This is a genomic window from Pseudomonas sp. RIT-PI-q, from assembly GCF_001297125.1.
In the GTDB taxonomy this organism is placed as follows: Bacteria; Pseudomonadota; Gammaproteobacteria; order Pseudomonadales; family Pseudomonadaceae; genus Aquipseudomonas.
This window is the reverse complement of sequence record NZ_LHPC01000034.1, coordinates 319,368-341,782: the sequence shown is the minus strand read 5'-3', so window position 1 is coordinate 341,782 and position 22,415 is coordinate 319,368. Positions and strand designations below refer to the sequence as shown.

Here is a 22,415-nt window from a genome sequence, read left to right as displayed (position 1 = left end):
TGCTGGGCTAGCCACGCAAACGACGTGCTACAGGTCTCGCTCTTCAGATGATGACTTCAGTTTTCGCCGCATCATTCGTCGATTTCAAACCCATAAAACTGCTCTCCTTCCAAGCTTGAAAATCGTTGATAACTCGTTTCTTTAATTCGCTCATCAAAGTCGTTTTGATTAACTTCAATGCCACGCTCAATGATAAAAGGCAGTTTTTCACGTGACATGTTCAGAAGGTGCGGATTCACCACAAATTGATCGAGATCGACTCTATGAATGCCCAGTATAAAATGTGGCAACAATCCGCCACGAACCGCTACCTCACGTTGCCAATAAAAAAGACCACTCCCCCTTGTGTAGCTTGGCAACCCTAAATTTCGTATAACAGGATAAAGGTCGTCTTCTACATTTGCGGTGACACAATATTTATCAAATGGGGTTGGAATAAAGTAAAAATAAATGACTTTACGAGCATCATTTTTATTGTTGAATTTGGCCGCCGCCTCCCACGAAACTGAGGTTGACACCAAAAAAGATTCTTTCGTCACCCCTCGTCTACCGGCAGTGTGCAGTAGGAAAAGGTAGTAATCGCGCACCATCGCCTTGACCACTTGAGGCTCGTTTTTCACCTTTGTGACAAAGTACTCTTTATTGGAAGGCCGAGTAAAAAACTGATAAAAACCAATATTTTGTCGCCAAAACCGTTCGCGATCGATGTCAGCGTTCCGAGAAATTTCAGCGATCTTATCGAATACAAAATCAAAGGTCGCATCGTTCACATCCTCAATTGAAGTGAGGTGTGGGCGGCGGGAGAGTTGGTCTTGTCGCTCTAAATAATGCTTCGCTTTGTTACCAAAATAGAAAACTTGCTGGTAAACGAGACCCTGTTCGTCCGTCGGCACATTAAGAGCAGAAGCAAGATTTGCGTAACCATCACCTCTATATGTAATAAGCAGGTTTTTTTTGCGGTACGCTGTGCTTATTAATTTGGTGGCTCGTATGAAAGTATCAGTTTGATCAGCAGTAAGCTTGTTCAGATCCATGTCGTGAGACGGTGTTACCAAAGAGGTGCTAAGCAAACCTTCAAATGGGCGCATACGTATTCCCTTACTGGACAATGGATTGCTGGATGCTCGACAGGAGGTAAGAGTGAGGTTTGGTAATCTGCACAAACGCTCCTCCGATCCCTTTTGAAAAGACGAGGGAACTCTTGGGCGCGATCAGGAGCCCACCCCAGTGAACGTGAACCCGAAAAATCGGGTCGTAGCATAGTGAACCTCGATGCGCCGCACGGGGAAGAGATGCTTACAGTGAAAGAGCTGTCTGCCAGTACCCGTACGGCTCGCAAGCCAAGGACGATGACTCAACGAATGCATGAGATCCGGGCGGCGCTTTCCAGAAGCGTTCCGGTGATCACCGTTATTTTCACGTTCTCTGGCAAGCGGCTATCCATCGCATAATTGAAGGCTTGCACCACCAACGTATCGCACCTGCCACCATTTCTAGACATTTGATCCATGGCGAGCGCGGCCCGTTGTGCATCATCAGAGCCCGTGCCGAACGAAGAACGCAGATCCTTGCGTTTCTGCTCCGGGCTATTGGCTAATCGCCAGGCATGCAAAGGATAAGAGATATTTTCGCGCACCGTAGTGCTTTCAGGCGTGGAGGCCTGGGCTTTGTCTATTTGATTCAGCAGGTGCTCGGCCTCAACCAGGGATTGAATATCCTCAAGATTCTGAGACTTGATCTGCGCCATGAGCAATTTAGCCCTCATGTTTCCGAGTGCAGATGACTCATTCAGCGAGGTGAGATATTCCTGCTTGGTGTCGGCTGGCATGGCGTCCAATCGGTGGAAGTTGCGCCCTATGTCATTCGCATGATTAAGCTTCTGCGTGGCTAACTGAACATCGGTCAATGGTGGTGATGTCCGTATCGCAGAATCACGCAGCTTCAGTCGCACGAGATGGCAACGAGCGAACACTTCTTTAGCGGCTTCATTGGTTCTTGGGCCACTACCGTCGTCTTTTGCAAGCCGATACTGCTCCGGTTGATAGCACTCTCTGTAATCGGCATTGCTCAGAGCCCCCTCTTGCTCCTTGAGCGCCTCTGCACGATCAGGCGAAATGCCCTGCAACGCTGCTTTGAATAAAAGATCGTGTTCCTGCCTGACCGAGTCCATGACGTGGCCTATGCATTGATCTTTTAAAATTGTCCCGGAGTCGTTTGCAATGCTGATACAGGGAGCGAAAGGGTCTTGGACAACTGCAGGCAAAACCCCCTTCAAGGCGCCTACCATTTCCACCCCTCGTAGACGGGCCTCGTCATCCTGCTTGCTGCGCTCCGCTACCGCATCGGAAGCTTGTTTGCGCTTATTGTCAGCAGCCTGGTTCTTTCGCAGCGGGCCACCCAACAGGTAGGGCATCTCACCGTCCGCTCTTTTGATGACTGCATTGAACGCCGAATTGAGTTTTCGAAATTTCCATCCATCACACAGTTTGGCGAGTGTGCTCTGAGTCATTCGAGTACAATCAAGTGCGTTTTTGCTCATCGCTTGAGCTTCTTCGCCGGTGATGCCTGGCTTGACCCATTGTGGGCCTCTGTTGGTTAACAGCTGCCCAAAGATGATCGCGTAAAGATGACTAACACCGATGCCACAGGACTCATCAGATGCGCTGAAGCGCTTGTCCTGCTCAACTCGAGTTATGTAGTCAACAAATGCTTTGGCGGCTGCTGACGGATCGTTGGTCAGCTTAACAAATGGAACGTCCACTCCAGTGCTTTGAACCACGGCAGCAATCACAGCGCTGTTGCGGTAAATATCGTGGGGCACTCCATCTTCCGTACCTGGTTTGATGGTGCCTAGAGCCCTCCACATGGCAGGTTCTCCGAGCGAGCTGACCAGCTCCTCTATACCAAACTTGGAGGCACTGTAGGCAGGAGCGGAGATCACACAGGCTGCCAGGAAAAGGGTGGCGTATTTTCTGATCAAAAAGAGTTCATCCCTGAGGTCATGGAGGGTGCGTAAACGCGTCGAAAAATCTTAATCTTTCATCGCGTTAACTAGCGCTTGAGCCTGAGCCGACTGGCGTCAACTCAGTGGTAACAAATCAATCGATAACGCAGCTCCATACTAAAAATGCTTAGCCAAGCTTAGTTAACAGACTTGGGCCGAGATCATAAATCTTAAGGACTGCGTTTGGCCTTTGCAAAACCAGCAAGAAAAACGGGTCAGTGGCCTGGCCACACGCCGATGTGGGCCTAGCGTCGGACTTCAACCTTGTAGAACAGCGTTTCGATCATTAATCGCCGCCGATCTGACAACACCGCGCCCTGTATCTGGCTCTCCAACCGCACGTAATATTTACATTCTCGCTGGTTGCCTAAAATGGAGATGGGACGTGCTGCTCGAAGAAAATCCTCATATGACCGAGTGGTGTTTGCCATCAACGCGGAAAAATTTGGAAGCGCTTCGGCATCAGCCTTTCGCGTTGCCGGCCAGGCGGGTTCGAAGGTCACTGAATCCTCTTTCAGATACACAGTGAGGAACATCTCTGGCTTACCCAGTTCATTCGCCCAACAAGGTGGAAGATCTCCCCCCTTCCCCTTATTTAGCCTGTTCTGCAGAAACTGAACCTGTCCTTTCAAATCACTGTTGGTTTTCTGCAGCGTAGTTGGATTCGTGCCTTGCTTCTCAGCTTGAGCATACGCTTCAGCGTTCTTGACGATTTCTGAAACTTGTTCCGACGTTGGGATGCCTTTTTGCCCTAATGCGGCTTTCAACAGCTCTTCGGTCGCTTTAAGAGCGCCAAAACGCTTGATGACGTCTGTCGGTTGGGCGTCCTTGGCTTCGTCGGGATCGACTACCAGCTTTTTGAGTTGGTCATAGGACATCATCGTTTCGAGGATCAGGCGCTTGGCGTCCTCACCCTTGTTCGTACTGCCTGCGCTCTGCAGAGCTTTATCGATTGCAGCTAGCGCAGTGAGCTGCTCATCTTTCTGAGTGAGAAGTACTTTGAGACGTCCAGCCTCATCTTTTGCCTTGGAAGCATCAACGAGTTTTGAAATGATGTCGTCTGGATTTTTTACGCCAAGGGCGGCCATTCGGGTCTTGAGCTCATCGCTCGCCGACTTGATTGCGCGCTCACGCTCATCAAAGTCCTGGAAGGTAGCAATCTTATCCTCCATCTCTTTGTTTCTATGGGTGAGCTCCCACACCTTGTAACCCATGAGGAGCAACAGGATGAAACATAGGATGATCCAGATTTCCGTTAGCGACAGTTGAAATACCTGATCATTCTTGGAGCTCATCAGGCAGTTCTCACATCAATTGCAGGCACACTTTCACGAGCCAGCGTCGCATCAGCAATTGATTCGAGTGATGGCGCTGATCCTACGTCACTAACGGCCAGCGTTTGCATCTCAGGCTTGCTGATGAGGTCAATCTTGCCCATCAGCTCATCCAGCAATTGAGAATGATTTGTCTCGAAGCTGCGGCTGCTCGATTCAACGCTGGCAGCTAGCGTCTTATGCACATCATTACTGGCCACAACCGCCTCTACCAGTGGCATCAGTGTCGAGCGCAAACTGTCAGCGAAGACTTCATTACTTTTGATGCACGATTCGTTGATGTTATTCAGCGTGCCGGTGACCTCCTGAGTGATACGCTCCAACGTACTATTGTCTCGAACCAGGGTACTCAACTCGTCAAGCTTCTCGATGATCCTAGCGGTCACTTGTTGATTGGCCTTCATATCCTCCATGAACTCTTCGCGCTGATCATCCAGCGAGTCCAGGAACTCTTTCTGGGTACGCTCCAACCGCTCCATCACTTCTTGGCTCTGCGATTTCATCGCCTCAACCAGACGATCCTGACTCTGTACAATTGAGCCTACTGCATCGACGGTTTGCTCAATCGACTGAGTTTTGGTGTTCAAACTACGAATTGCGGTGCCCACCATGCGTGCAGACGTCTTGACGTCCAAAGCCAGTGTTGAGACGCCTTCGTTGAGGTTATCAGTCGTACCGGACAGTGCATCAATAGCCGGCTTGAGCTTTTGTGCAAACAGATCGTCCGGGAATAGAGTGTGCTCGAGCCGCTCCTGCGCTTTTTGGCCGAAATCGAGGGCGTGATTTTCCATGCGGGTGAGTGTTAGCTCACTTTTGTCCGCAAGCCCGTTGATGGTACTGAGCAAGTCCGTGCTCGCGTCGGTGGCTTGTGTGAGGATGCGCTCAAAAGCCTCATTACTTTTCGTGGTTGCGTTGGCAAAAAACGCATCCATCGTATCGATGCTGTGCTTGGAAATGGCAGTGATCTGTTCATGTACGTTCTGTACCGCTTCTTTGGAAGCAGCCATGACTTGATCCCTGAAAACTTCAAGCTGCTGACTGGCAGCATCAAAAGCGATGGACAGGTTTTCAGCCGAATGAATCGCGCGCTCTTCGACACTTTTCACCGCATCGTTAGTGTCCACCTTGAAGCCGGTGTGCAGTACCCTTGCAAGCATGCCAATCGCAGTGCTTACCATGGCCGCGCCGAACCGTACGGCCATGCCGTTGAGGCTGTCACCAATCGAATTGATATCGAGCAGGCAAATGATGATGCTGCCTACGGTGAACAGGAAACCCAGGTAGTACACAGAGTCCGCAAATTTGGCGAGAGTGAGCTGTGTGTTCCATTTATCTCGGACGCGGAAACCGATAGCCCAATACGCAAGCATTACCAATAACGGCAGCACGAATCCAAGCAAGAAAGGATCGGCCGCTATCAGGCTCGCTGATGCCAATACAATCTTGAGCGCCACTGCGATAATGAAGTAGGTCTTGACCTTCTTGAATAGCTGCGAACCCATTTAGAGTCCCTCCATAGGTTCGACCGTTTGGAGCGAAGCTCCATTGGCTTCGAAATACTCAGCCCAGAATTGAGTGAGTTTGCGATAAGGAACTGTTTTCTGGTCGGCAGCGAGCAGGTTGATCGTTACGGTCGCGCCCCCAAGAGCCGGTGCGACGGAAAGGTGACCGTAGGGTGTTTTGCTGAATTCAGCGTATGTGGGCAAAACACCTTTATACATGCTGAACTGGGACATATTGGCCATCATGTCGGAGTAGACAATCAATTTTTTGTCTCCCTGAACATTCCCGTGCTGAAAACCGTTGATGCCGGCCAATTGAAGGATTTCGAAGATGGGTGAGTTTTTACTTCGTTCTTCAAGCGAAATCTTGTGCACGACAGCGTCAAGAGGATTGGCAAACTTTTCATTGAAATCATGCGTGACGAATTTTTTCGAGGATGTGTACTTCTTATCCTCGCCCCACTGGCCGGGATTGCATTTCTCGAAAATCGGACTTCCGTTGACCTTGTAGTCCTCGCCCAGTAGAAAGACTGTCAGCAGGTAGCCTTCAGGTATTTCGTTCAACACCATATTTTTAAGGCGTTGTGACAATGCGGCTTTTTGTGTGAAGGGGAACGGTGAGGTGTTGTCGATTAGCACCACGTACTGCCCACGAGCCCCTTTGCTCGGACACAGCGTGGTCCTATCAACGGTTTCTTTGGTATAGGCGGCATAGCCGAACCAACCCGCCGCGCCTACAGCCAGGGCGAACAAGAGAAAGGCCCCCAGGCGCTTCCCGTTACTGCGCTCTTCTTCGTAGAGTGACATTGGGTTTCCTTACATCGAGCTCTGCAGAGGTTGCAGCTGATCAAATTTCGAGGTGAAAGACGACTGGACGCGCGCGCGAATGGGCTCGATTTTTTCGATCATGTCGCTCAACAGCCTTTCCTGTACAAGCAGGCGCGCCTCGTCGTGATCGATGGCGAAGTCCGGCATTTCCAGATCGGGAAATTCGATAGGCTGATCAAAATAGTCCGGCCTAGGAGAACCCTGAGGACGCTTTAACCGGTTTTCATATCGGTAACACTGAGTCAATGCCTTCAACGTCTCGTCCGCCATCACCAATGTCTCAGTCACCTTCTTCTTGATGATCGACTTTTGACCCATGTTGTATCTGAAGACCTTGACGTCCCCTTCCGCTTTTTTAACGTTTTCATCTATGAGCTGTAGAGTTCGAGCTTTTTGATCTTCGAGGCTTTTTCGAAGGCTGGCGACGAGAGCGACGTACCGGCGGTGCGACTCAGCGTAAGCGCAATAGACTTTGGCATAGCCTGGATAACGATCGGTAAAGATGTAACCCTCGTACATCGCGAAGATGCCGCAGATGATCGTCACTGTAAACAGGGCACAAGATTCAAAATCTTGAAATGGGATGATGTGGGCTCGGAAGCTTTGCGTGATAAGCGCAATTGGACTCTGCGTACCGTCTTCAAGTAGAGGTAGGGTGTACCGGCAATAGGCGACGCCGACGGCTAGCACGAAGGTGAAGCACAATCCGATTAGACCTGAAAGATAGCCGAACACTGCCCGATTGGCTTTGACGTGGTTCTTATTCGTGTAAAGACGGCCAGCCGCGAAACACACGAGGATGTTGGCTAGCGACAACGTGAAGGCCAAAAAGAACCCATCGACCAAACCGCCCGCCATACCAGAGGCGAAAAAGTTGGCGTTAACAAATCCTTCCGCTACACAGCACGCAGCCAACATCGCTTTCTTGAAAAGTTTACCGTCCGAGTTGATCCTTTCGGCTGGAGTATCTGGTAGCTCGTTTGCAGTGCGAAACGCGTCAAGTAGCACTTTCTTCGACTTCGCTTCACGTTCAGCTTCTTTTCGGCGTCCATCGTGCGCCGAGAGAATCTGGTCAGCGGTACGCTCAAACTCTTCACCTTGCTGAATGGTGCGATTTATTTCACGGGTGATGTCGATCGAGTCCATGCGATGCTGAATTTGGGTGATGACCTGCTGGCCATATTTAACCGTGGCCTCGCGCTTTTTGCCGAGGGTGCCTCGAATCTGGTGTTCCACATCCGTCATTTGAGTGTCATTGGAGGCGGGAATGCCCGCAGCACCATGGGATTGGGCGATCTCCAAAATTCTGAGCTCTTTTTTGAGCTTTTCAGGGTCGATTTTCGGAAGCAGTGGTTCGCTATGCTCCGAATCCTGAGTTGAAAATAGCGCGCTGAAACCCGTGAGAATACTCTTCCAAACCGACATCAAAATTTCCATAACTTATTGTTTTTAAACGATCTTTGGTTTTGTCTGGATGCTTACGGCTCAACATTCATTAAGCACGTTCACTGACTAGATTTGGTTCGAGACGCTCGACCCCAAAAGCGCGTCGACATCAAACTGCCACTAAAGTGGCGAAATGATGACTTTATCGGTGCTCATAAGCAAGTAGCCAAAAGCCTCCGCTCATCGCCAAATACTCAGCCCTGCAAAGGGCGCGCTAGGGTTCTAAAAAAAAATGACACCAACTAGTTTTTTAGCTTCGACCACACGAGCAGATTAACGAAAAACTGCCAGATCAGATTGAAAATAAACTTAAAATACAGATCAGATAATCGGATTGAAAATGTTGACGCGTCGTCGATTTGAACCCCCGGACTCATGGAGGAAAGCTATGACGACTGGACGTCTAAAAGCACCGACAGACTGTTTTTTCAAAAAAAAACCCATGCAGGTGTGTGGATTACCCTGCATGGGAAAAGGTTGCCAAAAGCACCCAAGGGAAGGCACCCAAGCATAAAACTGAGAAAGAGCAGAGCCCCCTTTAAATATTTTTCAGGCAGAAAGTTGCATTTTTTTCATATGTTTTTTAACGGTTTTTTTCATTTTTAGTTCAATATAATTAGGTACCGTACCCCCACCTTCGTCGGGATCACTAAGATAAGTTAAATCCACTTCTACCACTTGAAAATTCGTAAGGTAGTCTGGACTCAACTTCTCCCCTTCCGGCACTTTGTAAGAAGCCTTCAGCATCACCTTATTGGCCTCAGTCAGATGCCAAAAATCATCAAGACTGCGAACGGCAGAGTCAAACCAAAAGCGAACCCAATGCTTACGTAAGACCTTTCCTTCATGGGTAAGTACCGGCTTGAAGTCTTTGATTACCAGAAAAACTATGATGACTTCATGCTCTTCCAAATGACGATAATGCCACACATTTCTCTTATCGGCATACTCAATAAGCGCGATGAAATCCTCAATATCGGCATGGCCTACATACTGCCGAAAGCGGTTCCAATGAAACCTCCAGTTATCAAAAAATGCCTTTTTAAGCTGACGGGCGCGATCCGGGTCTGCGTCCGCCTCAGGTAAAATACGGTATTTGTGCTTCCCCGACTCTTTAATAGGGCAGAAACCAGAACTGGGATAATGACTGAAAATTGTATCAACCTTGGGGTCTAAATCTCCGACTAGGTGAAGCCCTTTATCACACGCAGGACAAAGAGCATCAACACGCTTGCGCTTATTTCCATTTTCATCTATTCGCTTGCCAAATTCGGCTTCATATATCAATGGAGAAATGGCAGCTTTATTGAATGGGTGTACCGCGTAGCGCATCGGAGTTCCCTCTTTGGAAAGAGAGAGCTTGATATCTCAACGACACAAAATCAACAGCCGTTCCCCCACACCTTGAGATGATGGTTTTTTATTCGACTTTCTGGTAGCCACTCATTTTAACCGCACTGATTCCTGTAAACCCAGCTGGTAATAATGCTTACACAGCGACGCACTACAAGCGAGAGACCCCAGCGGCGTTCCTTGAGGCATGGCACCTATCAGGACTCTGGACACTGTTTTTCTACCTACTTTCACCAAGCGGTATACCCTTAAAAACTCAGAGACATCTGCGCTCACAATGCCAGTTTCTACCTCCCACCCGCAGTTTTTCCTCAAAAATGAATTCATTTCACGAAGCTCGTTAGCTTTCATATTTTGTCCCTTTTTGCAGTAACCCTAGTATGCAAATGGAGACAACGAGGCAGCAACAGCAATAGTTAATTTAAATTACCCATCGGCGACCCTACTTACAAAGGCTTGTCACCGGGCAACGTCGTGAAGATCAGACCGCCGCATCTCAGTAACTCCTTGTCTTTTGATTTTTGACCTTGCCACGACCCGATCACTGACGAAACCGGCGCTACTGCGCTACTTCTTGCAGCGTTGGACATTGAGTCTCTTGTCGAATATCAGTGGGCAGGACTGATAGATGACTTTTGAACGTCACATTGAAGGCCCTGAAATAAACACTCAGAGAGGGGTGAGTTACGTTGTTTCCAAAACGAAGGAGTGCCACAAATCCCCGCCCCGCCCCGCCCCGCCACACCACAAGGCAACAATCCGGTGTTCGCTGACCTCGCTGGCAGGCAACTCCTGATCTGGGAACCGACTTTATCCTCCTGGTCGCTCCGAATTATCCATCCACTTGAAGGTGCCTTGACTAGTCGCTTTACGCTCATTCCTTTGTCGGCACTGGCCATAACGTAGATATGACCACCGCCGTTTCGACTTGCGACTCGTCCACCAAAAGGCGTCGTGGTCGCTAATCGTCAGCCACATGCTATGGTCGGAGGCCATGACTAGTTAGAGGCTTTTTTGATTCGCCCCCGTCATTCGCAACCATGCGTTCTTGAATGCAAGCGCACCTATTACCTCAGCGCATGAATTTACATGGCGGTCGCGGGCAATAGCTCTAGTTTTATTATCAGGGGTAAAAGCGTCTTTATCGTTTTTGGTGCAGTCAAACTAATCCTCGGCGGGAGAGGAAATGTATGCTGAAGAAATACTCGACACTGCGTCTTTTACCGAGCCGCAATCCTAAGATGGGCTTAGTGAAAAACTCTTCGTTTTTATCTGGTCTGCAAGGATTGGACTGAATTCAGATACCGGCAACTTGGGCTAACGGGTTAACGGGCAAACACGGCTGCCGTCTCAAGACTTAACGCTGTCCGCCGATTCATGAAGAGACCGACAGCCCCCTGGTTAACCCTATCGTCCAACGCAAAGGCGATTGTTTCTTGGGTAAGCTTCAGCACGCCGCGCTTGCGCAGACAAATCTTTTTCAGGCAGTCGCTGAATCACCAGGCGGATGTCCTGCTTATCGACGCCCATACCAAAGACGTCTGTGGCGACGATGACGCGCCATACCCCATTGATGAAGTTGTTATGTATATCGGACTTTTCTGCAGGAAGCAGCCCCGCACGAAAGTGCTTCCATGCCCAGCCCTGCCCGACCAGAAACTCAGAAAGCTCCTCCGCTCCCTTTCGGCTGGACACGAAGATCACGGCACCACCCTCACGACTGGTCAAGCTATTCTTGAGTAGTTGTTGGGTTCGCATTGGCTTTTCAGCTTTGCTGCCGTGCAGAACTTGAAAATGAAGATTTTTACGTTCGTGTGTACCGATGTATCCCTTGAAGGTGAACAAGGTTTTCTTTGAAATGATCCCGAATTTCAGCAAGCACATCAGGTTTGCCAGTCACTGTGAAGCACCCGATTGGCCAGATCGGCTGATCACGATGGTACTCACGGATGAATCGAGAGGCGTACAAATAATCTGGTCGGAAATCGCTGCCCCATTTGGATAGGCGATGCGCCTCAAATATCCATGCCCCAATTAAAATTTCATTTACAGAAGCATGAATACATGGACGTAGCATACCCTTCCACATTTATTAGATAAATAAACAAATAATGCTGAAGGGTAAATTTAGTCTTACTATAATGATTTAACGCGCAGGCAGATGCATTAAAAGCGACCAGGGTGCATCACAACCACCAACAAAAATAGGGTGAAGCAGCCATAACTGCCCATTTGCATGTTGGCGACAAAGCGGAACGCCTGCACGAATGGATGAGCGTATGTCTTCAGCCAAGTCATTCGCTTTACTCCCAACCCGATCAGGATTAGGGTGCGTCACATACACTGCCTGATTCGACAAAAGAGAGTAATAACCGTACCCTAGGGGCTTATTTTCAGCTAATTTTTCTTGGAGCTGACGTAGTGAACAATCAGCCCCAAGTATGCCAAGAAATTTCTTATCTAAATACATCGGCGACATAAACGAAGTTATCAACATACTCTTTCCGGCAACCGTGTACTCATAGGGCTCCATGAAAACATCTTGCCCTTTACGCTTAGGGAGTTGATACCAATCATCTTCGTAGCCAACTAAGCATTCGCGTTGCGTGCTACCACCCCCCCGATTCCAATAAGCCATCAGCCGACCTGAAGCATCATACCCTGCAAGCCCCGAAAATTCCGCGTCGCGCTCATCCAGCGCATTAGGCTCACATGCACAGGCCATCGCAAGCAGATCAGTATTGACAGTTAAATACTGCTGCATCACCGCATCGACCTGCTCCCTAGCTGGACCAAAACCGTTCGCCTTCATTCCGACGATAAACTGCTTCAGCCCATACAACGTAATGACCATTGCAGTAAATTTGCTTTGCATATGCTGAGCCTCGTGAGCAAGCAGCACCTTAGCTTGCTCCACCATGCTGACCAATTCAGCTTGTTGCACTCCGAGCATCGCCTGTTCACTTTCCTTTTTGATAGCGTCAACAGCTTTACCTATGTGACTAGTAGCCTCCGCAGACTGACTGGATAAACGACGAACCTCATCGGCGACTACCGCAAACCCTCGTCCATGCTCGCCGGCGCGAGCTGCTTCAATAGCAGCGTTGAGCGCAACCAAATTGGTATTCCTCGCGATCTGCCGGATTACTTCCGCTACTTTATTAATTTCCCCCCAGCGTTGATCCAAAGCAGCTATCAGCCCTTTGACCTGATCCAGCGTGGTACGAGCGTCGTTTTTGAGCGACGAATCCAGGACTTTTTGAGCTTTTATTATATTTTCCATCTAGATCGATCCGAAGTTGAGGTGTTTTACGGGATTTAATCTATTTTTTCTGATTCGGGGGTTTAGAGGAGTTAAAAATAACCACTCAAGCGTAACTTTTCACATCGCACAACGCGCCAAAAAAATTGCCGTTTACCACGACATTTACAACCTAAATTTGTGACCTCCGTGAATTATTATTGTTAAGTTCATACAGTGGTAGCTGTTTAATTTAATAATTACAGGCATTATGCTAAGGCTACAATGGCCATCACACCCAACGCTTTAGGAGCATTACACAATACCTCCCTGAAAAATCAACATTAAGCCCGACAACTCAACTCATGCAAATTCTTAATAACGAACGAGCCGTTCTATAAAAGAGATAGGTGAAGCGCACTGATGACCACATAGCAGAAATTGTATACAGCGCTCACTAAAAATAACGCAACAGGAGACCATTAAATATCAAGAATCAAGATGGCAAAATTATATCCGAGCGATAATTTAATATATCTACAGTTTTAAAAAAACCACGAACCTAGAGCGCTCGATATTAATTTAGCATAGCAAAGAAGCAAAAAAAACCGGCCTCGCTGGGATTGCGTATGCAAAACCAACGAGTACCGGGATTGACGTGAACGTGATTTACGAGCTTTATAATACGCCTTAATACTGCGCCCGTTCACGATATTTTTTGATTTCTACGTACAACATTATAAAATTTCAAGTCAAAAAATCTTGATTAACGCTTGGTGACAGAGTCTGCTTTTAAGAATCTTAAGATTTCGAATGCCACTAATTCCGGAGCTTCACGCTGAGGAAAGTGACCGACACCATTAACTACCACCCGCTCATAATGACCAGAAAAAAAACTTTCTTTCCCTTTCGAGCTGTCGGGATGGTTACACGAATCTGCCTCGCCGTGCAAAACCAACGTGGGAACAGACAACGTCGGAACAGGCGTGAGTTGAGTGTCAGCTAGATTCGACGCTAAATCTCCGTCGACAAACCCCCAACGATGTCGATAGGAATGCAGAACAACTTCCGCCCAGTCTGGGGTTTTAAAGGCTTCGCAAGCAGTTTCAAAGTCTTCTTCTTTGTACCATCCTGCTGGAGACCAGGTATCCCACATCATCCGTGCAAATGTACTACGATCGCTTTCAACGATTTGGCGGCCCCGGGGGGTTGCCATAAACCAGTGGTACCAATAGTTGCGAGCCTGCTGCATGGTAATTACTTGATTAGGGTCGTTAGTACCGTAACCAACCGAGAGCATGACAAGAGCGCTGGCGACGCCATCTCTAAGCCCACACGCGTTGGCCACAGCCCGGGCTCCCCAGTCATGCCCAACGAGCACGGGCTGGTCGAGTTCCATCGCGTCGATGAAACCTAGTAAATCCATCCCCAGCGTAGACAACGCGCCACTGCGAGGAGTAGATGCACGACGGAAGGTTGTTGGTGCGAATCCACGCAGTGCCGGTGCCAACACCCGATAGCCTTCTGCTGCCAGTTCCCCGGCTGTGCGTAGCCATGTTTCAGGGCTGTCAGGCCATCCATGGACAAGTACTGCAACCTTGCTTGCATTACGATTCCACTCCAAATAACCGATTTTCAATAAGGGCGTGGAAACAAACGAATAATTCATGACGACTCCTATGTTCAGTTTGGTAACTGAAGAAAAGAGTATCGCTATGAAACAAGATGATTCATGATGAATACACGTCTATTCCCAAAGAATTATAAGGAATCACTGTGAGCGCAAAAAAGCCGTCCATTGCCCTTACCGCCTCTCTCGACATTTCATTGCTACGATCATTCCTCACCGTGGTCGACTCCAACAGTTTCGCCTCGGCCGCAGAACTGCTCGCATTGACTGCATCCGCAGTAAGCGGGCACATCAAACGCTTGGAAGACGATGTAGGAGTAAAACTTCTTACACGTACTACGCGTAGGCTTTCAATGACCTCAGAGGGCGATATGCTCTACACCTACGCTCGCAACATTTTGAGTATGGAAAAGGAAATTCGTGCAAAACTGCGCGGATCATCCATTCAAGGCAGGGTACGTGTCGGCTCATCCGAAGATTTCGCCGGAACTTGGCTGGCAACAATACTGCAATCATTCAGTCGCAGTCACCCACGAACGTCCATTGAACTGAAGGTCGGAATCACATCCGAACTGTTGCTACAAAAACAGCTAGGCAAGCTAGATGTGGTCTTCGGGAAACAATGCAGCAAAGTAGATGACGCGGGCGAATTATTATGGGAAGAACAATTGATTTGGGCTTACAACTCTAGTATGGATCTGGACAAAGGCGCCCCGTTGCCTTTAGCTGTTTTTCCAGAGCCTTGTGTCTATAGAGAGGCTGCAATCCGCGCATTGTCGGCAGCTGAACGACCTTGGCGCCTAGCTTTCGAAAGCAGCAGTATGGCAGGCTGTATTTCCGCTGCCCTGGCAGGTTTTGCAGTCACCCCCATTGCACGCAGCCAGTTACGAAACGGGCTGAAGGAGCTTGGGAAAGCGGATGGATTACCAAAGCTTGCGACCGCAAGATTTTATGCATTCTCGGACAAATCCAACGCTGCAATCAATGCACTGGTCGCCTCCGTACAAGACATAGGCAATCGTCGTAGATTCATCGAGCATTAACTTTTGGGCGTGAATGAATTGTATACAATTTCGACTAACACCCCTTCAAAATTACGCAACTTATTACAAGCCAAGTGTAACAATCAGCATGCACATACTCATTTATCGCTTCCGCCTACGCAGTTCTTAAAAATTTATGAAACATACGCAGGCAACGAACTTCTTATGAATAAATATTGACGGTGCACCCTGGATTTAACAGCGTTTAAAAATCGCGCTAATTCAAGCACCTAAAATATGACATACATTTGAAATAGCTGTTTATGAATTTTTTCGTTGCCATATTTCAGTAGCGTAGTACAGCAAACCAATAATCGGAAATAACAATCCAATCCACGACGCCAACGCCCAACCACCTTGAGCGTAGGCCCATCCACCGACTGCTGAACCTATAGCTCCACCACAGTACCAAATGATTAGATAAACACCGTTAACCCTTCCACGAACTTCTCCGCCAAGTGTAAAGATAGTACGCAAACCCATGACGAGTGTCGCTGTTGTTCCAAAATCAAGTAAAATGGCCGCCACAACCAACAATGTCAACGACAAGGTTGAACCAGGCTCCGCGATGTGGGTGATAAGGAAAGCAAAGACAACTGCTATCAACCCAAATCCAGTTGCTGGTCGAGTCAAACCTTTATCTGCAAGCCTACCCGCAATAGGAGCAGCAATAACACCCGCTACACCAGCGACAGAAAAAAGTGCAACTCCGGTTTGTGTCAAATTGAAAACCGGACCAGTCAGTAATAAAGGCACAACTGTCCAAAATAATGTAAATGCCCCAAACTGAAAAAACTGATAAAGAGCACGCCGCCGCAAAATTGGTGTTGTACGCGCAAGCGTAAGCATAGAGCACAACAAACCGCTATAACTGAGACTTCCGTTAGGTTGACGCCTTGGCATCACTAAACGCAATACAACAATCAATAATACCATTACTACAGCCATGCAAGAAAACACTACATGCCAAGAACCATTGTCAGCCATAAAACTAGAAAGCGGCCTAGCGAGCATAATTCCTAACATCATGCCACTCATGAGACTGCCTACAGTTCTGCCACGAACAGCTTCGGGCACTAGGTGCGCCGCGTGAGGAACAAGAATCGGAACCGCTACGGAACCAAGACCAATGAAAATCGACGCTATTAAAAATGTATAAACCTGTGTTGCTATTGCTGCAGCAAATAGAGCCACTACAGATATACCAATGACTACCAGAGAGAGTCGGCGATTTTCAAATATGTCGGCTAGTGGAACAAGCAAAATTAACCCTGCAACGTATCCTAGCTGAGTCAGTGTCACTATAAGGCCAGCCGACTGCATTGATAACCCAAGGTCAACGCTAATGAGTCCGATCAGCGGCTGCGCATAATAAACATTAGCAGCAATAAGCCCACATGCCACAGACAGGAAAAAAATCACCCAAGAAGGCAACCCTCGATCCGCCTCTTGAATATTTAGCAATTTTTGGTGACTCGACATAATATTACCCTATAATTAAAAGTAAATGTTCATTTACTAAATAGAAAAAGGTTGATTAAATACTTTCAAAGCAACATTGAAGGCTGCCACAAATTCAGCACCTGACTCCCAAATTTAGCCTAATACTAGAAGCGCCTAGATGAAACTAATGAGGAAACGAGCCGCAGCCGGATCATCAATCAGTGCAGGTATAGATCCATCTTTCTTCCCAATGCTAATTAGATTAACAATGAAAGCTCGCGTTGCTTGAAGGAGCCTTTTATACGATAAAAAACCTGGTCGAATGTTGCAAGATCTGCTGTTGCACTAACGATGAGACATCCTTTTGGATCTTCTAGACTGCTAGACAAGCCAAAATAGAACAGCAATGCGGCTCGTAATTTGTCCATGCCAGCGCTTTCAGCACTAACATTAGCGCGCATCGTAGCATACGCAGTAACACCTGCCGATTTAATCCACCTAGAAAAATCCACGTTTGTCGCCAAACGTCTTATAGATGCTACCTACTGTCAATTCCTGCCAACAGAGCGATCAATAATTGATGCTCCGCTGAATTCATACGCGCAAAATACAGAAATTGCACGATTAAGCGCTTCATCCGCGCGGGCGGCCTCGTGACTAGAGTGTCGACGGATGTTGGAGATCAGAGAGCTTGATCACTCGATTATGGAAGTGATCATTTCCGATGTCAACATTGTCAGTTTCACGACCCGCCCACCCTTCAAAAAAACCACACCTAACAAAAACTCAGTCCATTAGAAATAAGATGCTAGCAATTCTTCTATTATTATACTCATAGCAATTCGAAAGCGATCATCCCGCTCTTAATTATTGTTTACTCTGAGGAAAAATATCAGGGTTTGAAAAACAGCTATGTAAATAGTCGTAAACGAGCTTAATCCTTGGGGCGACTGATCCTGCCTGCGTTCGATAGATAATTACTTCGTAGGGTTGAGGGGCGCTTTCACGCAAGACTTCGATGAGACGGCCGTCAGCAAGATAACGCTGCGCCAAGTAACTCGGTACTTGACCAAATGCCAAGCCAGCCAATATTATTTCTAACTCTGTTTCTGGATCATCGCAACTACAAGCCGGGAAAGGAGGAAAATAGGCCTGCTCACCTGCAAAGAGCCAAGGCCAAGGACGACCATTGTTTATATCAATCAATACAGAGAGCGGTAAATTTTTTAATCTTTCGACGCTGATTGGTACGTTGGTGGACTTAATGAGCACTGGCGAAGCAACAACATGCAAAGGAACATGCCCAGTTGATCGGGCGACATATCCCCTGTTTCGCACTTCGCCAATACGAACTCCGATATCTATTTTTGAAGCAATAACGTCTGTAATCTGATCATCAAGAGACAGGTCAATGCGTAATCCAGGATTTTGCTTTAAGAGAGGCTTTAAAAACCGTACCAAATAAAGTTTACCAATTGCGCGAGGTGCAGTTATGCCAACGCGACCAACGATACTATTTTTATCTCGATTAGTATGAGCGAGAAACAATTGATCGAAACTAAAAAGAGTCTCTTGTGCTTTGACGGCGAACTCTGCACCGAACGCAGTAAGATGAACCTGCCGAGTACTTCGATGAAACAACGTCTCCCCGATTTTTTGCTCCAACTCCTTAATTGCTCTAGTTACAGTTTGTGGAGATGTACCTAGGCGAATCGCAGCCTCGCGGAATGTGCTTGACTCTGCGGCCACTAAAAAAAGACGAATCATTTGCATTTGATTGAGCATGGACGGCTAAGACTCCAAATTCCAGAAAATGGAATTCTTAAATCCTATCTCTTCCATTTTCCGTTGTGAAGATTAATCGCATACTGGGGCCAACATCCCGTTTTTAACTCATCAGAGTACAAATCATGAGCAATGACATAAAAGGTAAAATCGTAGTCATCACCGGGGCAAGTAGTGGACTAGGAGAGGCTACCGCTCGCCATCTGGCATCGCTTGGCGCTCACGTTGTGCTCGGCGCTCGGCGCCAAGATCGAATGGATACCATTGTAAAAGAGATAAAAGCTGCAGGCGGTAAAGCCATTGCTTTCCATGTTGACGTTACTCGCCGTGAAGACTTAGTGAACCTGGTCGAGGGCGCCGTAAAGGAATTTGGCCGTGTAGATGTCATGATAAATAATGCCGGTTTAATGGCAATCGCCCCCATTAGAGAGCTATTGGTAGACGAATGGGATCGAATGATCGATATCAATGTTAAGGGCGTTTTGTATGGAATAGCCGCAGCTCTCCCTTTGTTCGAAAGACAAGGCAGCGGCCACTTCATCAACATTTCTTCCGTTGCGGGTATCAAAGTCTTCAGTCCTGGTGGCACGGTATACAGCGGCACAAAATACGCTGTCCGTGCAATTTCCGACGGACTACGTCATGAGGTAGGGGGTAAAATTCGAACGACTACTATCGAACCAGGCGCTGTAGACTCCGAATTGAAATACGGCACAGCACACAAAGAGAGCGCTGAGGTCGTTGGAGAGTTTTACAAACTCGCAATTCCTGCTGACTCAGTAGCAAGGGCCATCGCTTATGCTATCGAGCAACCGGCTGATGTTGACATTAACGAGATTGTACTGCGTCCAACCACTCAAGATTTTTGATTCTACCAGACGTATTACTTTGCTAATTCGATCGGAACATTTTAGCTGAGCTCCGATTCAAGCACATTGAGTAGTTTTTTGAGCGTCGGTAGGCCATGTGCTTGTCGACGTTTTTTTATTGTTGAACTTTAAATACTGATTGCTCCTTAATTTACTAACGAGCAATGGTTACCATATTCGCCACGTAAATAACAAAGCGATTCAAATTGTCATAGACCGTATTAGACTAGTACGAAGCTCCACTATTTGTTCCTGTAATCCCTTGAATTCATCCAACGCCAGGCCTGTAGCTCCAATAAGACCAGTTTCTGAACGACGCTCGCGAAGCTGTCGCCCGCTTTCCGACAGTCTAACTCTTACTAGGCGCTCGTCGGCAGGATCACGCTGTCTCTTCAGGTAGCTCATGGCCTCAAGCTTTTTTAATATTGGGGTGAGCGTGTTGGATTCAAGAAACAACTTCTCACCTAAACTACTAACCGTCTGATTATCTTCCTCCCACAATGCAACAATGGTAATATATTGAGTATAAGTAAGCCCAAGTTGTTTTAGTAAAGGCGCGTATGCTTTACCGAAGGCTAAGTTCGTAGAATATACCGCAAAACATAGAAACTCTGAGAGTTTCAAGTCGTGATAAGCGTTTTTTTCAATAGTTTTCATGATGATCCTCGTCTAAGCAAGCTGGTATCGAAAATGCTAAATATACATTGCTTGCGATCGTATCGGTAGCGCGAGATTGAATTATATTTACAAACGTGCAGTCGATCGAGCAAATTTTTAGCACGCCGTCTGCAATCGAGAACATACCCGGCACGGCCCGCCCTCCTCTACCTGAAGGTGAGGATGAGTAACTAAATGGAGATTTCAGTGTAGTTTTCAATGCATTGATATCCATCAAAGCTTTAGGGATGCTCCGATCAACTTGCCGCACGGCGGCAGCAAGTCGAAATTTCCTCGGGGCGCACCGCTATTTGCTAAAAAACGACCGATGCTTCGTGTATTGAGGGCTATTTCGCCTGGTCTTCCGTGTTAAGAACGCAACTCGCCCATACCCATCCAGCTGTTTTCGAGCCATCCACAGGTTTGACAGGGCGAACAGCGTGGTCAACTGAGCTGTGTTTTTCATCAGTCCACGAAAGCGCACTTTAACGTAACCGAACTGCCGCTTGATCACCCGAAACGGATGCTCAACCTTGGCCCGTGTCTGAGCTTTGCAGTACTCGATCTTGCGCTTGGCTTTGTACAGCAGGCTGCGTTTATTCAACTTGGAATAGGTGCTGCGGCGCGCTGCGATTTGCCAGATCACTTCACGATTTTCATGCTCTTCACGCTTCTCGACACCGGTGCATCCAGCGTCCGCATACACCCGTTTTCTTCGCCATGCAGTAGCTCGGCGACCTGTGTGACATCGGCCACATTGGCGGCGGTGCCATGGACGTGATGAACCAATCCCGACTCCGCATCGGCGCCAATATGGGCCTTCATCCCGAAGAAATACTGATTACCTTTCTTGGTCTGATGCATCTCGGGATCGCGCTTGCCTTCCTCGTTCTTGGTGGAACTGGGGGCATGAATAATGGTGGCATCGACGATAGTGCCTTGACGCAGCGACAGGCCTTTTTCTTGTAAATAACCGTTGATGACCGCGAGGATCGCAGGTGCGAGTTGATGCTTCTCCAGCAAGCGCCGGAAGTTCATGATCGTAGTGTCTTCCGGGATCGGCGCGCTCAACGTCAGGCGTGCGAACTGACGCATGGGCGTGATTTCGTAGAGCGCTTCTTCCATGGCCGGATCGCTCAGGGAGAACCAGTTCTGCAACAGATGGATGCGCAGCATGGTTTCCAGCGGATACGGTTTACGGCCACCGCCTGCCTTGGGGTAGAACGGCTCGATCAGCCCCAGCAGGCCTGTCCAGGGCACGACCTGATCCATCTCGGCGAGGATGCGTTCGCGGCGTGTCTGCTTACGTTTTCCGGCGTATTCGAAATCGGAAAAGCTCATCTGGCTCATGGGCAGCTCGGATCAGGTTGTCAGGCGTATTTCAGCACAGTTGAAGACTTGTTCGGAGATTCCTTAGGAATATAATAGCCAGCTAACGAATGAGAGCTCTGGTATCGAAATTTGCCCTGCCGAATAACACGTGGCCCTCGGTTCCGCTACGCCGTAGGACCCGTAAAGCCCTTCCCTTCGCGCCCCACAGCACTCATCTAAATAGATCTGAATCAATAGCTTGTGACCTGCTCTACTTTAGTGCCCCTTGTCCTCAGAGAGGACTTACCTATTTGTGGATTTGTTAAACGAATTATTGGATCTGGGTTTCGTATCTAGTGGTTACCTCGCACGCCAATCGTTTGCTAATTCACGCTCTCTTGACATTGTTATTTTTATATACGACTATAATATTACTCGCACACGATCTAGGCGTGCGCGATCATAAATACAAAAAGTTCAACTTTTAGGATCTGCAAATGAGCAAAACTCCCAAAGTCCTTTTTACAGACGAAATGCAGACCGGATTGATGATTGACCTAGAAGTCGATTTTGGCATAACAGACCTCGACCACTGCATCCAGGCCCGAATAAATGTGAAAGCCACTGGCGTACCTCACGACGTTGCTGTAGCGATCGTCAATGCTGCGGACAGCGTATACCCCTACTCGAAAGCCTTGCTTGGCAATATTGAGTGTAATACTGAACAACCTCATCACTTAACGCCACGTGCCACCTATTCTGTTAGGTCAAACTCAGCGCCCAACCGATTTAATAACTCAATCCGGCGGAACTTTTTGAGAAAAAATCCTAATAAATGACTAACATAATCGAGATAATAAAAAACGGAACTTCAGTTCCTACGTTAAACATTTATGCGTCTTCTCTGATTCCCGCTGCGGGTATCTCATCAGTTGCTTGTTACCTTTACATCTTCGATTTTTTTTGCGC

Annotated in this window: 16 protein-coding genes and 2 pseudogenes; 3 read left to right on the top strand and 15 right to left on the bottom strand. The window is 47.9% G+C overall.

The window, feature by feature from the left end; genetic code table 11:
• Nucleotides 1–71 precede the first annotated feature (71 nt).
• The 11 genes and pseudogenes from AEQ67_RS18955 to AEQ67_RS18910 all read right to left on the bottom strand — a co-directional run bounded on the left by AEQ67_RS18955 (nt 72) and on the right by AEQ67_RS18910 (nt 14,377).
• Nucleotides 72–1,088: a hypothetical protein gene (locus tag AEQ67_RS18955; protein WP_059405350.1), complete on the bottom strand. Its 1,017-nt coding sequence runs from the start codon at nt 1,086–1,088 to the stop codon at nt 72–74.
• A 266-nt stretch (nt 1,089–1,354) separates the two neighbouring features.
• The gene (locus AEQ67_RS18950; protein WP_059405349.1) at nt 1,355–2,980 is read right to left on the bottom strand and encodes a hypothetical protein; all 1,626 of its coding nucleotides are present in this window, start codon (nt 2,978–2,980) and stop codon (nt 1,355–1,357) included.
• 269 nt (nt 2,981–3,249) lie between these two features.
• Complete coding sequence (locus AEQ67_RS18945) at nt 3,250–4,299, bottom strand: hypothetical protein (protein ID WP_059405348.1); 1,050 nt, start codon at nt 4,297–4,299, stop codon at nt 3,250–3,252.
• Nucleotides 4,299–5,840, bottom strand: coding sequence for a hypothetical protein (locus AEQ67_RS18940; protein WP_059405347.1), 1,542 nt, complete (start codon nt 5,838–5,840; stop codon nt 4,299–4,301). The genes AEQ67_RS18945 and AEQ67_RS18940 overlap by 1 nt, the downstream gene beginning before the upstream one ends.
• The gene (locus AEQ67_RS18935; RefSeq protein ID WP_059405346.1) at nt 5,841–6,647 is read right to left on the bottom strand and encodes a hypothetical protein; all 807 of its coding nucleotides are present in this window, start codon (nt 6,645–6,647) and stop codon (nt 5,841–5,843) included. It abuts the gene before it with no gap.
• Between the two features lie 9 nt (nt 6,648–6,656).
• Nucleotides 6,657–8,093 (bottom strand): hypothetical protein, encoded by a 1,437-nt coding sequence (locus AEQ67_RS18930; protein WP_059405345.1) that lies wholly within the window; start codon nt 8,091–8,093, stop codon nt 6,657–6,659.
• Nucleotides 8,094–8,663: 570 nt separating this feature from the next.
• Nucleotides 8,664–9,446: a hypothetical protein gene (locus tag AEQ67_RS18925; RefSeq protein ID WP_059405344.1), complete on the bottom strand. Its 783-nt coding sequence runs from the start codon at nt 9,444–9,446 to the stop codon at nt 8,664–8,666.
• A 1,428-nt stretch (nt 9,447–10,874) separates the two neighbouring features.
• The gene (locus tag AEQ67_RS18920) at nt 10,875–11,351 is read right to left on the bottom strand and encodes a helicase-related protein (RefSeq protein ID WP_059405343.1); all 477 of its coding nucleotides are present in this window, start codon (nt 11,349–11,351) and stop codon (nt 10,875–10,877) included.
• A gap of 262 nt (nt 11,352–11,613) precedes the next feature.
• A complete protein-coding gene (locus AEQ67_RS36530; protein WP_442965650.1) occupies nt 11,614–12,387 on the bottom strand; it encodes a PDC sensor domain-containing protein in 774 nt (257 codons plus the stop codon).
• 42 nt (nt 12,388–12,429) lie between these two features.
• Nucleotides 12,430–12,639 (bottom strand): annotated as a pseudogene (locus tag AEQ67_RS36760) (methyl-accepting chemotaxis protein); the annotation flags it as partial.
• 835 nt (nt 12,640–13,474) lie between these two features.
• Nucleotides 13,475–14,377 carry an alpha/beta fold hydrolase gene (locus AEQ67_RS18910; RefSeq protein ID WP_059405341.1) on the bottom strand — a complete coding sequence of 301 codons (903 nt, stop codon included), beginning with the start codon at nt 14,375–14,377 and terminating at the stop codon, nt 13,475–13,477.
• 107 nt (nt 14,378–14,484) lie between these two features.
• On the opposite strand from AEQ67_RS18910, the gene AEQ67_RS18905 reads away from it, so the two are divergent.
• On the top strand, nt 14,485–15,381 hold the full coding sequence (locus AEQ67_RS18905) for a LysR substrate-binding domain-containing protein (protein WP_059405340.1): 897 nt from the start codon (nt 14,485–14,487) through the stop codon (nt 15,379–15,381).
• Nucleotides 15,382–15,642: 261 nt separating this feature from the next.
• Here the strand turns inward: AEQ67_RS18905 and AEQ67_RS34000 are convergent, their stop codons facing one another.
• Both AEQ67_RS34000 and AEQ67_RS33995 read right to left on the bottom strand, forming a co-directional pair.
• Entirely contained in the window at nt 15,643–16,863 is a 1,221-nt protein-coding gene (locus tag AEQ67_RS34000; protein WP_082377899.1) for an MFS transporter, read from the bottom strand.
• Between the two features lie 828 nt (nt 16,864–17,691).
• A complete protein-coding gene (locus AEQ67_RS33995; protein WP_082377898.1) occupies nt 17,692–18,609 on the bottom strand; it encodes a LysR family transcriptional regulator in 918 nt (305 codons plus the stop codon).
• A gap of 125 nt (nt 18,610–18,734) precedes the next feature.
• On the opposite strand from AEQ67_RS33995, the gene AEQ67_RS18900 reads away from it, so the two are divergent.
• Complete coding sequence (locus AEQ67_RS18900) at nt 18,735–19,478, top strand: SDR family oxidoreductase (RefSeq protein ID WP_059405339.1); 744 nt, start codon at nt 18,735–18,737, stop codon at nt 19,476–19,478.
• A 201-nt stretch (nt 19,479–19,679) separates the two neighbouring features.
• Here the strand turns inward: AEQ67_RS18900 and AEQ67_RS18895 are convergent, their stop codons facing one another.
• Together AEQ67_RS18895 and AEQ67_RS18890 are read right to left on the bottom strand one after the other, a co-directional pair.
• Complete coding sequence (locus AEQ67_RS18895; protein ID WP_059405338.1) at nt 19,680–20,135, bottom strand: MarR family winged helix-turn-helix transcriptional regulator; 456 nt, start codon at nt 20,133–20,135, stop codon at nt 19,680–19,682.
• Between the two features lie 307 nt (nt 20,136–20,442).
• Nucleotides 20,443–21,407, bottom strand: a pseudogene (locus AEQ67_RS18890) (IS5 family transposase).
• 536 nt (nt 21,408–21,943) lie between these two features.
• Between AEQ67_RS18890 and AEQ67_RS35275 the strand changes: the two are divergent.
• Nucleotides 21,944–22,285: a hypothetical protein gene (locus tag AEQ67_RS35275; RefSeq protein ID WP_152974873.1), complete on the top strand. Its 342-nt coding sequence runs from the start codon at nt 21,944–21,946 to the stop codon at nt 22,283–22,285.
• Nucleotides 22,286–22,415: the final 130 nt, after the last annotated feature.

Excerpts from the sequence above, each read along its gene's own strand:
- AEQ67_RS18900 (WP_059405339.1), top strand. The coding sequence starts at position 18,735 with ATGAGCAATGACATAAAAGGTAAAATCGTAGTCATCACCGGGGCAAGT.
- AEQ67_RS18930 (WP_059405345.1), bottom strand. The coding sequence starts at position 8,093 with ATGTCGGTTTGGAAGAGTATTCTCACGGGTTTCAGCGCGCTATTTTCA.
- AEQ67_RS18895 (WP_059405338.1), bottom strand. The coding sequence starts at position 20,135 with ATGAAAACTATTGAAAAAAACGCTTATCACGACTTGAAACTCTCAGAG.
- AEQ67_RS18940 (WP_059405347.1), bottom strand. The coding sequence starts at position 5,840 with ATGGGTTCGCAGCTATTCAAGAAGGTCAAGACCTACTTCATTATCGCA.
- AEQ67_RS35275 (WP_152974873.1), top strand. The coding sequence starts at position 21,944 with ATGAGCAAAACTCCCAAAGTCCTTTTTACAGACGAAATGCAGACCGGA.
- AEQ67_RS18935 (WP_059405346.1), bottom strand. The coding sequence starts at position 6,647 with ATGTCACTCTACGAAGAAGAGCGCAGTAACGGGAAGCGCCTGGGGGCC.
- AEQ67_RS18910 (WP_059405341.1), bottom strand. The coding sequence starts at position 14,377 with ATGAATTATTCGTTTGTTTCCACGCCCTTATTGAAAATCGGTTATTTG.
- AEQ67_RS36530 (WP_442965650.1), bottom strand. The coding sequence starts at position 12,387 with ATGGTGGAGCAAGCTAAGGTGCTGCTTGCTCACGAGGCTCAGCATATG.
- AEQ67_RS18955 (WP_059405350.1), bottom strand. The coding sequence starts at position 1,088 with ATGCGCCCATTTGAAGGTTTGCTTAGCACCTCTTTGGTAACACCGTCT.
- AEQ67_RS18925 (WP_059405344.1), bottom strand. The coding sequence starts at position 9,446 with ATGCGCTACGCGGTACACCCATTCAATAAAGCTGCCATTTCTCCATTG.
- AEQ67_RS18945 (WP_059405348.1), bottom strand. The coding sequence starts at position 4,299 with ATGAGCTCCAAGAATGATCAGGTATTTCAACTGTCGCTAACGGAAATC.
- AEQ67_RS18920 (WP_059405343.1), bottom strand. The coding sequence starts at position 11,351 with ATGTGCTTGCTGAAATTCGGGATCATTTCAAAGAAAACCTTGTTCACC.
- AEQ67_RS34000 (WP_082377899.1), bottom strand. The coding sequence starts at position 16,863 with ATGTCGAGTCACCAAAAATTGCTAAATATTCAAGAGGCGGATCGAGGG.
- AEQ67_RS33995 (WP_082377898.1), bottom strand. The coding sequence starts at position 18,609 with ATGCTCAATCAAATGCAAATGATTCGTCTTTTTTTAGTGGCCGCAGAG.